12 protein-coding genes are annotated in these 13636 nt (G+C 65.8%); 7 read left to right on the forward strand and 5 right to left on the reverse strand.

Features of this window, described 5'->3' with window-relative positions:
* Positions 1 to 58: 58 nt before the first annotated feature.
* From ARTH_RS18670 to ARTH_RS18685, 4 genes are all read right to left on the reverse strand, one after another.
* Positions 59 to 958, reverse strand: a complete 900-nt coding sequence (locus ARTH_RS18670) for a carbohydrate ABC transporter permease (protein ID WP_011693510.1) — start codon at positions 956 to 958, stop codon at positions 59 to 61.
* Positions 955 to 1887 carry a carbohydrate ABC transporter permease gene (locus ARTH_RS18675; protein ID WP_011693511.1) on the reverse strand — a complete coding sequence of 311 codons (933 nt, stop codon included), beginning with the start codon at positions 1885 to 1887 and terminating at the stop codon, positions 955 to 957. Before ARTH_RS18675 ends, ARTH_RS18670 begins: the two co-directional genes overlap by 4 nt.
* A gap of 2 nt (positions 1888 to 1889) precedes the next feature.
* Complete coding sequence (locus tag ARTH_RS18680; RefSeq protein WP_011693512.1) at positions 1890 to 3251, reverse strand: ABC transporter substrate-binding protein; 1362 nt, start codon at positions 3249 to 3251, stop codon at positions 1890 to 1892.
* A gap of 203 nt (positions 3252 to 3454) precedes the next feature.
* Positions 3455 to 4453, reverse strand: coding sequence for a LacI family DNA-binding transcriptional regulator (locus ARTH_RS18685; protein WP_011693513.1), 999 nt, complete (start codon positions 4451 to 4453; stop codon positions 3455 to 3457).
* Between the two features lie 344 nt (positions 4454 to 4797).
* On the opposite strand from ARTH_RS18685, the gene ARTH_RS18690 reads away from it, so the two are divergent.
* The 7 genes from ARTH_RS18690 (at position 4798) to bcp (ending at position 12358) form a co-directional block, all read left to right on the forward strand.
* Positions 4798 to 5598 (forward strand): hydroxypyruvate isomerase family protein, encoded by an 801-nt coding sequence (locus ARTH_RS18690; protein WP_011693514.1) that lies wholly within the window; start codon positions 4798 to 4800, stop codon positions 5596 to 5598.
* Positions 5599 to 5647: 49 nt separating this feature from the next.
* Positions 5648 to 6526, forward strand: a complete 879-nt coding sequence (locus ARTH_RS18695; RefSeq protein ID WP_011693515.1) for a 2-hydroxy-3-oxopropionate reductase — start codon at positions 5648 to 5650, stop codon at positions 6524 to 6526.
* A 144-nt stretch (positions 6527 to 6670) separates the two neighbouring features.
* Positions 6671 to 8449, forward strand: coding sequence for a glyoxylate carboligase (gene gcl / locus ARTH_RS18700; protein ID WP_011693516.1), 1779 nt, complete (start codon positions 6671 to 6673; stop codon positions 8447 to 8449).
* 2 nt (positions 8450 to 8451) lie between these two features.
* On the forward strand, positions 8452 to 9681 hold the full coding sequence (locus tag ARTH_RS18705; protein ID WP_011693517.1) for a glycerate kinase: 1230 nt from the start codon (positions 8452 to 8454) through the stop codon (positions 9679 to 9681).
* A complete protein-coding gene (gene allB, locus ARTH_RS18710; RefSeq protein WP_011693518.1) occupies positions 9674 to 11017 on the forward strand; it encodes an allantoinase AllB in 1344 nt (447 codons plus the stop codon). Before ARTH_RS18705 ends, allB begins: the two co-directional genes overlap by 8 nt.
* 11 nt (positions 11018 to 11028) lie before the next feature.
* Positions 11029 to 11793 (forward strand): winged helix-turn-helix domain-containing protein, encoded by a 765-nt coding sequence (locus ARTH_RS18715; RefSeq protein ID WP_011693519.1) that lies wholly within the window; start codon positions 11029 to 11031, stop codon positions 11791 to 11793.
* An 85-nt stretch (positions 11794 to 11878) separates the two neighbouring features.
* Positions 11879 to 12358 carry a thioredoxin-dependent thiol peroxidase gene (gene bcp / locus ARTH_RS18720; protein WP_011693520.1) on the forward strand — a complete coding sequence of 160 codons (480 nt, stop codon included), beginning with the start codon at positions 11879 to 11881 and terminating at the stop codon, positions 12356 to 12358.
* Positions 12359 to 12659: 301 nt separating this feature from the next.
* Here the strand turns inward: bcp and ARTH_RS18725 are convergent, their stop codons facing one another.
* On the reverse strand, positions 12660 to 13625 hold the full coding sequence (locus ARTH_RS18725) for a polysaccharide deacetylase family protein (RefSeq protein WP_011693521.1): 966 nt from the start codon (positions 13623 to 13625) through the stop codon (positions 12660 to 12662).
* Positions 13626 to 13636 lie beyond the last annotated feature (11 nt).

Below are 13636 nucleotides of genomic sequence, written 5' to 3' on the forward strand. Positions count from 1 at the left end.
TTCCTGTTCTTTCTGTGATGCCGGTTGGAGTCTGTTGATGGTCTGCAGCCAGTGGTGGCTAGCCCTTGACGGCGCCGGCCGTCATGCCCGAAACGATGCGTTTCTGGCACAAGAGCACAAGGATGACGAGCGGGACCGTGATGATCACCGACGCGGCGCTGATGGTGCCCAGCGGTTGGTCGAACTCGCTGGTTCCGCTGAAGAAGGCAATCGCGACCGGGACCGGGCGGGCCTCCGGCGAGGTGGTCAGGGTGACGGCAAGGAGGAATTCGTTCCAGACCGAGATGAACACCAGGATCGCTGTCGTGGCCAGGCCGGGGACCGCCAGGGGCAGGATGACTTTGCGGAAGGCGGTGAACGGCGTGGCGCCATCCATGTACGCGGATTCCTCGAGTTCCCGCGGGATCTCCTTGAAGAAGGACGTCAGCGTGTAAATCGCCAGCGGCAAGGCGAACGTCAGCTTCGGGATGATGAGGCCCAGCAGTGTGTCGTACAGTCCGATTTCCCGCCAGATGGAGAACAACGGGGCCGCGATGGCGATGGCCGGGAAAGTTGTCACCGAGAGGATCAGCGTCAGGATCAAGGCCTTGCGGCGCATCTTCAGCCTGGCCAGGGCATAAGCAGCGAACGATGCGAACACCAGTGCCACTGTGGTGGTGACGACGGCGATAATCACGGAGTTGCGCAGGGCCAGGAGGAACTCGGGGTTCTGGAATACCACAAGGTAGTTCTCAAAGGTGGGCTGGCTCGGGTAGAGCTCGCCCTGGGACAGGCTCGCCCCCGTCTTGAGCGAGGTGTTCACCAGCCAGTAAAACGGTATGAGCGAGAAGCCCATGACGGCCACGACGAACACCCAAACAAGCGGGTGCAGTTTCGCTTCGCCCCGGAGCCGACGCTTCGGTGCCCTGGGGCGGGTGGCGGGTTCCGCCGTCGGGCGTTCTGCAGTCAGCGTGCTCATTGTTCCTCCTTGGCGACTTCGCGGATGTTGCCGCCGGCGAAGCGGACGTAAATGACGGAGACCACCATGACGGTCAGAAAGGTCAGAATGGACAGCGCCGATCCTTCACCCACCAGCCGGTTTTCGCGCAACTGGGTGTAGGCCAGCATCGACATGGACTCGGTGCCGTTCGCGCCGCGGGTCAGCACGAACGGCAGGTCGAAGACGCGCAGGGCATCCATGGTGCGGAAGATCGCCGCAAGTACGATTGCAGGACGCAGGAGCGGCAGGGTGATGTGTACGAATGCCTGCCACTTGCTGGCGCCGTCGAGTTCTGCGGCCTCGTAGGTCTCGGAGGAGATGACCTGCAGGCCGGCCAGGATGATGAGTGCCGCGAACGGCGTGGTCTTCCAGACGTCGGCCAGAACGATCACGGCCATGGCGTATCCGTGCTCGCCGAGCCAGACGACGTCGCCGCCGGGCAGTCCGAGCGCGGAGAGGACGTTGGTTACCAGGCCCATGTTCGGCTGGAACATCGTCTGCCAAGTGATGGCGCTGACCACGGTGATGATGGCATAGGGCAGCAGAACCACTGTGCGCAGGAGGGCGCGGCCCTTGAACGCGAGGTTGAGCAACAAGGCCATGGCCGTACCGAGCACCAACTCCAAGGAGACCGAAAGTCCGGCGAAGAGGAACGTCTGGCCGAAGGCAGCCCACCATTGAGAGCTGCTCAGGGCAGAGATGTAGTTCTCCAGACCGACGAATCGGGAGAGGCCTGCAGTGCGGACGCTGTACTGGTTCAGGGAGAGCCAGATCGCGTAGCCAATGGGGACCGCCGCCACCAGGGCCATGATGACCAGGGAGGGGGCCGTCATGCGGACCGCCAGCCGCCGCTCGGCCCGGTCGCGGCCGTTCACTCCGCGACCGGGAACAAGTGTTTTATTGGCCATGTCTAAAAGCTCGCCTTGGCGGTGGTGATCTCCTCGGCCATCTTTTTCACGGCGTCCTCGGCGGAGGCTGTACCGGAAAGGACGGCATATACGTTCTTGTAGATCGCCTGGGAGATCTGCGGGTAGACCGGGGAGATCGGGCGGGGCTTGGCACCCTTGACGGACGCGAGCAGTTCGGTGGCGAAGGGCATCTTTTGGAGAACTGCCGCATCAGAATAGGCGGCTTCATTGACCGGGGCCTGGGAGTAATCCATGGCCACGTGCTTCTGCCATTCCGGCGTGGTGGCAAAGTCGATGAACGCCACGGCCCCGGACTGGTTCGTGGCGTGGGCGGAGATGGCCAGGTTCCAGCCACCCAGCACGCCGGACGCCTTGCCGCCTTCCCATGCGGGCAGCGGCGCCACGCCAAAACTGCCGGCCAGTGATGTGGCGTTGAGCAGGCGGTATACATGCGGCCAGTTGCGCTGGTAGCCGAAGTTGCCGGACTCATAAGCGAGACGGGCGGGATCTTCGTTATAGGTCAGGACTGCGCGGTCAGCTGAGCCGTTCTTGAGCCCGTTGCTCATGAAATCGAGGACCTCGCGGGTCTCCGGCGAATCAATCGCCACCTCGCCCTTGTCGTCGAGTACTTCGCCGCCCGCGCTGTAGAGCATTTCGAGGAAGTTCACCGTCAGGCCCTCGTACTGCTTGCCCTGGTAGACGTATCCGTTGCCGGGCGCCTTGGCTGCTTCTGCGTAGAGCTGCTGCCACGTCTCAGGCTTGGCCACCTTGTCCTTCTGGTAGTAGACCAATCCGGCGTTCGTGAAGAACGGCGAGGCCCAGTACTTGTCCTGGTACTTGGTGGTCTCCACCGTGGAAGGAATGAGCCGGTCCTTGTTGGCCTCTACGAGCTTGGTCTGGTCCAGCAGCCAGCCCTGGGATGCGAACTCGGAGGTCCAAATGACGTCCGTGAGGAAGATATCGCATTCAGTGGACTTACCTTCGAGCCGCTGGACGATCTGGGTGCGGGCCTCGTCTGTGGTGGCACCGATCTCGGTGTACTTGGCCGTGACCTTGCCGTTCGCCTTGGTGAATGCCGCCGCAGTGCCTTTGTAGATCCCCGACGCATCCTTGACGCCGCAGATGTTGACGCTGCCGCCGGCATTAGCGCCCGACGCCGGATCGGCAGCAGCCGCCTGTTCCGCACCTTGGGGTGCGGCTCCCCCGCCGCAACCGCTGATCAGGAGGCCCGCAGCGATAGCCGCTGCGGCGACAGTCACCAAGCGGGTCCGCAAGGAACCTGCGCGCAGTTCAGTGATGTGTGCGGACGTCTGTGATGTTGCGGTGTCCTCCTGGAGCGGAGAAGCAGGTCGAATCAAGTCCACAAGTGGCTCCTTTGGGGGTCTGTGGGCGGTGGGAAGTTCAGGGGGCGGCGGCTGCCGCGCACCCTAAACATGGCTTCTTTGCCGATGGTCCATTGAATTTTGGAATCGATTCCAAAACTGCGAAAAATATAGATTCCCGCGGCTGTGGAATCGATTCCAAAGTAGTGTGACAGGGACCACTCGAGGCTGTCAACCCTGTTTCTTTAGCCCTTGGTGGAGTCCCGCACCACGAGCTCGTGCGGGAGGAAAGTCCGGCCGCGGCGGTGGGCGCCCGGCACGGTCATCCTTTCGAGGAGCTCAGCGAATGCCACACGGCCCATCTCATAGGCCGGCTGCCGGACCGTGGTCAGTTCCGGGACGCACATTTCCGCCTGGGCCGAGTCGTCAAAACCTGCCACGGCAATGTCGCCTGGAACCCGCAACCCGGCGTCGGTGAGTTCACGGACACACCCGGCCGCAACGATGTCGGTGCCGCAAAACACCGCGTCCGGAAGGTCCCCGGCCTCCAGCAGTTTCCGCGCAAGAGCGCGCCCTGAGTGGAAGCCGAAATTGCCTTCGCCGAACAGGATTCTGTCCGGCGCCAAGCCCGATTCGGCGAGCGCCTGTCGAAAGCCTTCTTCGCGCAGCCGGCCGGAGCGGGCGCCTCTGTGCGCGAGCATGGCCAGCCTCTTGCCGCCGGTGTCGATCAGGTGTCGGGTGATGTCATACGCGGCCTGACGGTCGTCGATGGACACACCGAAGGCCGCTTCGGCGTCGACGATCTCACAGACCTGGACCACGCTCATCTGCTCGGCAACGGCATCAACTTCCTGATCCGACATCGTCGGAGAAAACAGGACAAGTCCATCCACGGAGCCATTCCGCAGCATGTCCACCAGTTGCTGTTCGCGCTCCAGGTCCCCGGACGTCGCCGCGATGAGGCTGACATAGCCCGATTCCGCGGCAGCGTCGCCCACACCCCGGAAAACTTCACTGATCACCAAAGAATCCAGGTTCTTGGCGAGGGCCAAAACACGCATTGTCCGGTCCCGGCGAAGGTCCCGGGCCGAGGCAAGCGGCCGATAGCTGAGCTGGCGGATTGCGGCATTGACCTTTTCCTTGCTCGCCTCACTGACAGCCGGACTTCCGTTTAGGACACGGGACACCGTCCCCACGGACACCCCCGCCGTCCGGGCGACGTCCTGGACTGTCGCTCGCGCCATTCGATTGTCCTTCCGCGACCAGTGACACTGGTCCTTGCCGCCATACCACCGCCGTGCCTTACGGGCGTTCCTCAGCATAGTCGCAGGGGCGAACGGCGATGTCAGAGTCAAGCGGACAAGGGCATGGCCCATGTGTGGGCGCAGCGGATGCGGCCCCGGACCCCTCCGTTTCGATACGCCTCACGCCCGCACCCGCCCTGCCCCCTTGACTCGCACCCCAGCATTCCCTAAACTTTTCATAAAGCAGAATCTAAATTCCACAAAGCGGAAATGCTTCGGCGCCGAACAGGCGGAGGCAAGCAAAGAGGAAGATAGATCAAAGCCCCTCCTCGGAAGGACCTACGATGACGTACACAGTGAACTGCTCCATCCTCCTGACGGAGCTGCCCTTGCTCGAGCGCCCCGCCGCCGCGAAGGCAGCCGGTTTTGACGCCGTCGAGTTCTGGTGGCCCTTCGAGTCCTCCGTCCCCACGGACGCCCAGATCAACGAGTTTGAAACCGCCATCAAGGATGCCGACGTTCAGCTCACGGGCCTGAACTTCAACGCCGGCAACATGCCCGGCGGCGATCGCGGCCTGGTTTCCTGGCCTGCACGCTCCACCGAATTCCAGGACAACATCGACGTTGTCGCCGGCATTGGTGAGCACCTCGGCTGCAAGGCCTTCAACGCCCTCTACGGCAACCGCATCGACGGCGAATCGGCCGAACAGCAGGACGCCATCGGCGCCGAAAACCTCGCAAGGGCAGCTGCCGGCGTCGGCCGTATCGGCGGCACCGTCCTCCTGGAACCAGTAAGCGGCGCCCCCAGGTACCCGCTCCTCAAGGCCCAGGACGCCCTCAGCGTCATTGCCCGGGTCAAGGAGGAGTCCGGCGCTGAGAACATCAAGCTCCTCGCCGACTTCTACCACCTGGCCGTCAACGGAGACGACGTCGCCGCAGTCATCGAAAAGCACGCAAAGGACTTCGGCCACATCCAGATCGCCGACAACCCCGGCCGCGGGGCTCCCGGAACCGGTGAGCTTCCCCTCGGCGAATGGATCGCCCGCAGCCGCGAACTCGGCTACGAGGGCTACATCGGCCTCGAATACAAGGAACCGCAGGAAACGGCCTTCAGCTGGGCCATCCGCCAGCGCGTCTCGCAGTAGGTTTCGACCCCCCACCGGCACCACCACAGACTTCAGAAAGAGAACCATCATGAGCAACGTTGCAGTCATCGGACTCGGAATCATGGGCCTGCCCATGGCCATCAACCTGGTCAAGGCCGGCCACACCGTCACCGGCTTCAACCGCAGCCAGGACAAGATCGACAAGCTTGTCTCCGAAGGCGGCAAGGGCGCCACGAGCATCGCGGACGCTGTTAAGGACGCCGACGTCGTCATCACCATGGTCCCCGACTCCCCCGATGTTGAGGGTGTCGTCAGCGGCAAGGACGGCGTCTTCGCCAACGCCAAGCAGGGCACCCTCTGGATCGACGCATCCAGCATCCGTCCGGACGTGGCCAAGCGGCTGGCGGACGAGGCCAAGGCAGCCGGCATCCGTGCCCTCGACGCCCCGGTCTCCGGCGGCGAGCAGGGTGCCATCGACGCCGCACTCTCCATCATGGTGGGCGGCGAAGCGGCCGACTTCGAGGCAGCCTCGGACGTCCTGAACGCCGTCGGCAAGACCATCGTCCACGTCGGCCCGGCAGGCTCCGGCCAGACCGTCAAGGCCGCCAACCAGCTGATCGTGGCAGTCAATATCGAGGTCCTGGCTGAGGCCATCGCCTTCCTCGAGGCCTACGGCGTGGACACCGACGCAGCCCTCAAGGTCCTCGGCGGCGGCCTCGCCGGCTCCAAGGTCCTGGACCAGAAGGGCCAGAAGATGCTGGACCGCAACTTCGACCCCGGCTTCCGCCTGGCCCTCCACCACAAGGACCTCGGCATCGTCACTTCCGCAGCCCGCGAAGCCAACGTCGCCGTTCCCCTCGGCGCCGTCGTCGCACAGCTCGTCGCCGCCACCGTCAACCAGGGCGACGGCGGCCTCGACCACTCGGGCCTCTTCAAGCAGGTCCTCCAGCTCAGCGGCCGGAAGTAGGAGCCGCCCCGCAACGGGGCACTTCGACACGGACACGCCGGCCGCCGTCGTAATTTACGACGGCGAATCCCGCAAAGTGCCCCGCGACGAACGCCGGGCCTTCCTTCATCACACCCAAAAACAGACTTCCCCTAGGAGTACACAATGACCAAGATGCGCACCGTAGACGCTGCCGTCGCGATCCTGGAAAAGGAGGGCGCCACTGAGGCGTTCGGCCTGCCAGGCGCGGCGATCAACCCGTTCTACTCCGCCATGCGGAACCACGGCGGCATCCGCCACACGCTGGCCCGCCACGTTGAGGGCGCCAGCCACATGGCGGACGGCTACTCCCGTGCCGCGGATGGAAACATCGGCATCTGCATCGGCACCTCCGGCCCGGCCGGCACGGACATGATCACCGGGCTGTACGCGGCCTGGGCCGATTCCATCCCCATGCTCTGCATCACCGGCCAGGCCCCCGTTGCCAAGCTGCACAAGGAAGACTTCCAGGCCGTGGACATCGAGTCCATCGCCAAGCCTGTCACCAAGATGGCCATGACCATCCTGGAGCCCGGCCAGGTTCCGGGCGCCTTCCAGAAGGCCTTCCAGCTGATGCGCTCCGGCCGTCCCGGCCCGGTGCTGCTGGACCTGCCGATCGACGTGCAGATGGCAGAGATCGAATTCGACATCGACACCTACGAGCCCCTGCCCGTGGAGAAGCCCAAGGCCAGCCGCAAGCAGCTGGAAAAGGCCCTGGACATGCTGACCGCAGGCGAGCGCCCGCTGATCGTGGCCGGCGGCGGCGTCATCAACGCCGGCGCTTCCGAGCAGCTGGTGGAACTGGCCGAACTGCTGGGCGTTCCGGTCATCCCCACCCTGATGGGCTGGGGCGCCATCTCCGACGACCACCCCCTGATGGCCGGCATGGTGGGCCTGCAGACCTCGCACCGCTACGGCAACGAGAACTACCTGCGCAGCGACTTCGTGATCGGCGTCGGCAACCGCTGGGCCAACCGCCACACCGGAGGGCTGGACACCTACACGGCCGGCCGCACGTTCGTGCACATCGACATCGAGCCCACGCAGATCGGCCGCGTGTTCTCCCCGGACTTCGGCATCGCGTCCGACGCCGGCGCAGCGCTGACCGGGCTGGTTGAACTGGCCCGCGAACGCCAGGCCGCCGGATCCCTGCCGGACTACTCCGCCTGGGCCGCCGAATGCCAGGAGCGCAAGGCCACCCTGCACCGCAAGACGCACTTCGAGAACATCCCCATCAAGCCGCAGCGCGTGTACGAGGAGATGAACAAGTCCTTCGGCAAGGACACCACCTACGTTTCCACCATCGGCCTGTCCCAGATCGCCGGCGCCCAGATGCTGCACGTTTTCGGCCCGCGCAAGTGGATCAACGCCGGCCAGGCAGGGCCCCTGGGCTGGACCGCTCCGGCCGCCCTGGGCGTGGTGCGCGGCAAGCCGGACGAGACCGTTGTTGCTTTGTCCGGTGACTACGATTTCCAGTTCATGATCGAGGAACTGGCCGTGGGCGCGCAGTTCAACCTGCCGTACATCCACGTGGTGGTGAACAACTCCTACCTGGGCCTGATCCGCCAGTCCCAGCGCGGCTTCAACATGGAACAGAACGTGTCCCTGGCTTTCGAGAACATCAACTCCCCGGAAACAAACGGCTACGGCGTGGACCACGTCAAGGTGGCCGAGGGCCTGGGCTGCAAGGCCGTCCGGGTGGAGAACCCGAACGATCTGGGTGCCGCCTTCGACAAGGCGAAGGCACTGGCCGGCGAGTTCAAGGTTCCCGTGGTGGTTGAAGTGATCCTGGAAAAGATCACCAACATCTCCATGGGCGTGGAAATCAACGCGGTGAACGAGTTCGAGGAACTGGCCGAGACCAGCGCCGACGCCCCCACCGCCATCCTGGCGATGCAGGCCTAATCATGCGGATCGTGATCGCACCGGACAAGTTCAAGGGCTCGCTGTCCGCCCCGGAGGTGGCCCGGCACCTGGATGCCGGGCTGCAGTCGGCGACCGGCCACAACCTTGACGTGCTCCGGATTCCGGTAGCCGACGGCGGCGAGGGCACCCTCGATGCCGCCGTCGGCTCCGGCTTCACACGCAGGAGCGCCATGGTCAGCGGCCCCACCGGGCAGCCGCTCCGGGCGGACTTCGCGGTCCGCGGCCGTGAGGCGGTCATTGAGATGGCCGCCGCGTCCGGGCTCGCCGTCCTGCCCGCTGAAGGCGGCTCATCCGGCCGGCCGGATTCCGCCAGCGCCAGGGGTGCCACCAGCCTGGGCACCGGTGAACTGATCCGGGCAGCGCTCGACGCCGGATGCCGGCAGATCATCCTGGGCGTCGGCGGGAGCGCCAACACCGACGGCGGCGCCGGCGTCCTGCAGGGACTCGGCGCGCAGCTCCTCGACGCCGACGGCAACGAACTGCCGCCCGGCGGCGCGGCCCTCGCCAGGCTGGACCGGATCGATTTCTCCGGATTCGATTCGCGGCTGGACGATACACGCTTCGTCCTAGCCAGCGACGTGGACAACCCGCTGCTCGGAGCCGAAGGAGCCGCGGCGATCTTCGGCCCGCAGAAGGGTGCCGGCCCGGAGGACGTGTCAATCCTTAATGCCGCGCTTGCACACTTTGTGGATGTCCTCGCCGCCGAGATCGGGCCCCGCGCGCTGAAGGCCGCGGAGGCACCGGGCGCCGGAGCGGCGGGCGGTGTTGGCTACGCGGCCATAGCCGTCCTGGCCGCGACGCGCAGGCCGGGCATCGACGTCGTGCTTGAATTCACCGGGCTCGCCGACCGGCTGGCCGGGGCAGACCTGGTGATCACCGGGGAAGGCAGCCTGGACGAACAGAGTTTGCTCGGCAAAACGCCCATGGGCGTGGCGCGAGCGGCCGCCCGGGCCGGCGTTCCGGTGGTGGCCGTCTGCGGGCGGACCACGCTGACGCCGGAGCAGCAAAAGGATTCCGGATTCCGGCAGGTCTACCCCCTGACCTCGCTGGAGGCCAAGGTAGAAATATGTATAGCCGAAGCAGCACCCCTGCTTGAACAATTGGGAAAGCACATCGGCGCGGAACTGGCGGACCTGACCCGGGCCGCCACCACGGTTGATTCCGCCGCGCCAGCGAACAACGCCCGCACTAAGGAGCCCCTCAATGTCTGAAGAAAGCTTTGACCTCGTTATCCGGGGGCAGCGTATCCTCACCACGGCCGGCATCGCACCCCGGGAAGTGGGCGTGCGCGGCGGCAAGATCGTGGCCATCGAACCGCTCGGCAACGGCCTGGCCGGCGCCGAAGTGATCGAACTCGCCGACGACGAAACCTTGATCCCCGGCCTGGTGGACACCCACGTCCACGTCAACGAGCCCGGCCGCACCGAATGGGAGGGCTTCGCGTCCGCCACCCGGGCCGCGGCAGCCGGCGGCGTCACCACCATCATCGACATGCCGCTGAACTCCATCCCGCCCACCACCACCGTTGAAGGCCTTAAGCTCAAGCGCGAAGTGGCCGAGGACCAGGCGTTCGTGGACGTCGGCTTCTGGGGCGGCGCCGTGCCCGGCAACAAGGCCGACCTGCGCCCGCTGCACGACGAAGGTGTGTTCGGTTTCAAGTGCTTCCTGCTGCACTCCGGCGTGGACGAGTTCCCGCACCTGGAGGCGGACGAGATGGAAGAGGACATGGCCGAGCTCAAGTCCTTCGACTCGCTCATGATCGTCCACGCCGAGGACTCGCACGCCATTGACCGCGCACCGCATCCGGGCGGCGACCACTACTCCACCTTCCTGGCATCCCGCCCCCGCGGCGCAGAGAACAAGGCCATCGCCGAGGTGATCGAGCGTGCCCGCTGGACGGGTGCCCGCGCCCACATCCTGCACCTCTCCTCTTCCGATGCGCTGCCGATGATCGCCAGCGCCAAGCGCGACGGCGTGCACCTCACTGTGGAGACCTGCCCGCACTACCTCACCCTGATGGCCGAGGAGATCCCCGACGGCGCCACCGCCTACAAGTGCTGCCCGCCCATCCGCGAGGCCTCCAACCGCGAGCTCCTCTGGAAGGGACTGCAAGACGGCACCATCGACTGCATCGTCTCCGACCACTCCCCGTCCACGCTTGACCTGAAGGATCTGGAAAACGGCGACTTCGCTGTGGCCTGGGGCGGCGTCTCCTCGCTGCAGCTTGGCCTGTCGCTGATCTGGACCGAGGCCCGGCACCGCAACATCCCGCTGGAGCAGGTTGTTTCGTGGATGGCAGAGAAGCCGGCCGCCCTGGCACGACTCTCAAACAAGGGCCAGCTGGCGCTCGGTTTCGACGCCGACTTCTCGGTCTTCGCGCCCGATGAGGCCTTCGTGGTGGACGTTTCCAAGCTCAAGCACAAGAACCCCATCACGCCCTACGACGGCAAGGCACTCTCCGGCGTGGTCCGGAAGACATTCCTGCGCGGACATGAAATCGATGGCCAGACCCCCGGCGGCAAGCTGATCCGCCGCGGCGGCGTCTGAGGCACCACGCCATGGCTGTCCAGGTACATTCCCCGCGCGGCATATGCACTGCGGGCCCGGCGCAGGCTGGCCCGGCGCGGCCCGGTCCGGCGCAGGCCGGTCCGGCGCAGGCCGGTCCGGGGCAGCCCGGTCCGGGGCAGCCGGGTGCGCAGCTCAAAGCCCATGGCCTGGCCGTCTGGGTAACCCCGGACGACGGCCAGGACATTGACGACGCCGTTATGGCGCGCGCCGCGGAACTGTTGCTGGCGCGTGCCCTCAAGATTGCTCCGGAGGCGGAAGTCCATGTCTGGCCCGCCGCCGGAGCTGCAACTTCCGCTGCCGAGGCTGCCCTGCCGGGGGGACCGCACGGGGCAGCCCGCAGCGGAACCCGGGTGCCGTCGTCGCCCCTTACGGAGGACTCCCCGGAAGGGGACGACGACGGCGCCACTCCCCTGCCGCCGTCGGCCGGTCCCGCGTGCCTCGTGTCCGTGGACCTCGCCGCGGGTGAGGTCCGGCTGGACGGCAAGCGGGTGGCGCTCACCGGCGTCGAGTTCAAGCTGCTGCGCTACCTCGTGGAAAATTGCTCGCGGACCGTCAGCCGGGAGGAATTGCGGCTGTTCCTGGAATCCTTTGATTCCCCAGCGGCGGCCTCGCGCTCTATCGATGTATACGTGGGGCGGGTGCGCCGGAAGCTGCGCCGCGGCCGGCACGCCATCGCCACAGTGCGCGGCGGCGGCTACCAGTTCGTCCCGGGCGCGCACACTAAAGTTCGCGGCCCCGCGGAATACAGCATCTGAACCGGTGGTTGTGCCATACAGCCGTCTGCCCCACCCCGTTGTTTACGCAGCTCTTTTGTCAGCAACAGACTCCCGAAGGATCATTATGAGCCCCACTCTGACCACCAAGCTCCAGCCCGGAACCCAGGCACCGGATTTCACCCTGCCGGACGCTGAGGGCAAGCCCACCTCGCTGGCCGATTACCGCGGCAAGAACGTCATCGTGTACTTCTACCCCGAAGCGGCCACGCCCGGCTGCACCACGGAGGCGTGCGACTTCCGCGACAGCCTCGAGTCCCTGCAGGGCTCCGGCTACGAGGTCCTGGGCGTCTCCCCCGACGCTCCCGAAAAGCTGGCCCACTTCACCGGCGACTTTGCCCTGACCTTCCCGCTCCTGGCCGACGAGGACCACTCCGTGGCCCTGGCCTACGGCGCCTGGGGCGAAAAGCTGCGCGATGGCGAGGTCACTGAAGGAATCGTCCGCTCCACCGTGGTGCTCGACCCCGAGGGCAAAGTGAAGCTGGCCCAGTACCAGGTCAAGGCCCAGGGCCACGTCGCAGCGCTGAAGGAAACCCTGGGCCTCTAGCCCCTCCTCCCGCCGGACGCTCTCTCACTTCCTGCGGGATCTGGGCAGACGCTCTCTCACTTCCTGCACGATTTGGGCGGACGCTCTCACTTCCGGCACGATCTGGGCCGACGCTCTCTCACTTCCTGCACGATTTGGGCCGACGCTCTCTCACTTCCTGCACGATTTGGGCCGACGCTCTCTCACTTATCGCAACAAAAGCCGGAACGCTCACTCACCGAGTGAGAGAGCGTTCCGGTGGTTGGGGCCGAGGGTGGTTGGGGCCGCCGGTGATTGGTTCGCCGGCTCGGGCCTCCGGTGGCTAGCGACCGGCCGGTTCAGCGGCCAGCGCTGGCTGGCGCACCTGTGCCGGGGTGAAACGGGCGCCGGCGTCGGGGAATCCCGGAACCTCAATCCGTGCGTGGCTGTGGACTTCGGTGACCGTGTCCCGGATGTGCTGGGCGATCCCGGCCATGGTGGTGACCCACATTCCGTCCATGTCCTTGACGCGGCTGATCAGCTGTTCCAGGGCCACGGCTTTCGAGGGCCGGCCGGAGATGAACGGGTGATTGGTCAGTACAAAGCAACTCCCGGCCGCATGGTGTGCCTCCGCTTCCAGCGTCCACATTTCCAGGACCTTGGCGGGGCTTTCGATGACGCCGCTGCCGGTGACCCCGGGATAGAACGCGTACTGCTCCCAGTCGTCGAGCGCCCAATCCACCGGGATTTCCACCAGGTCCCTGGAATCGCCCTCGCCGACGCTGAAGCGGTACGGTGCATCGCCGTCGAGCAGGCTTGAATCGTAGAGGAAGCCGCGGTCCGCAAGGAGCGCTGGCGAGTGCCAGTTCAGTTCCCACCACGGGGCCCGGTAACCGATCGGCCGGACACCGGCGACCTTGGCCAGCGCTTCCAGCCCGCGGTCGATGTACCGCGCCTCGGTGGCCGCGTCGATGCCCTGCATGGGTTCGTGCAGGTAGCCGTGGTGGGCGATTTCGTGGCCGGCGTCCACAATCCGGCGCACCACGTCGGGGTAGCTTTCAGCCGTGAATCCGGGAATGAAGAACGTGGCCTGGATGTCCTGGCGCTGCAGGATCTGGAGCAGCCGGGGCACTGCAACCTTGGGCCCGTAGGACTGGTGCGTCATGAGCGACATCCGGCGGGTGCTGGTGGGGTCGTGCGCAATGGTGCATGATTCCGCGTCCACATCGAAGGTGAAGGACGCGGCCGCCCGGAACCCTTCGGGCCAGGTGATGGGATGGGCGGAGTCCGGGAAGGCGGGGAATTCCATGGTCCGAATCC

This window comes from Arthrobacter sp. FB24 (genome assembly GCF_000196235.1).
GTDB lineage: Bacteria > Actinomycetota > Actinomycetes > Actinomycetales > Micrococcaceae > Arthrobacter.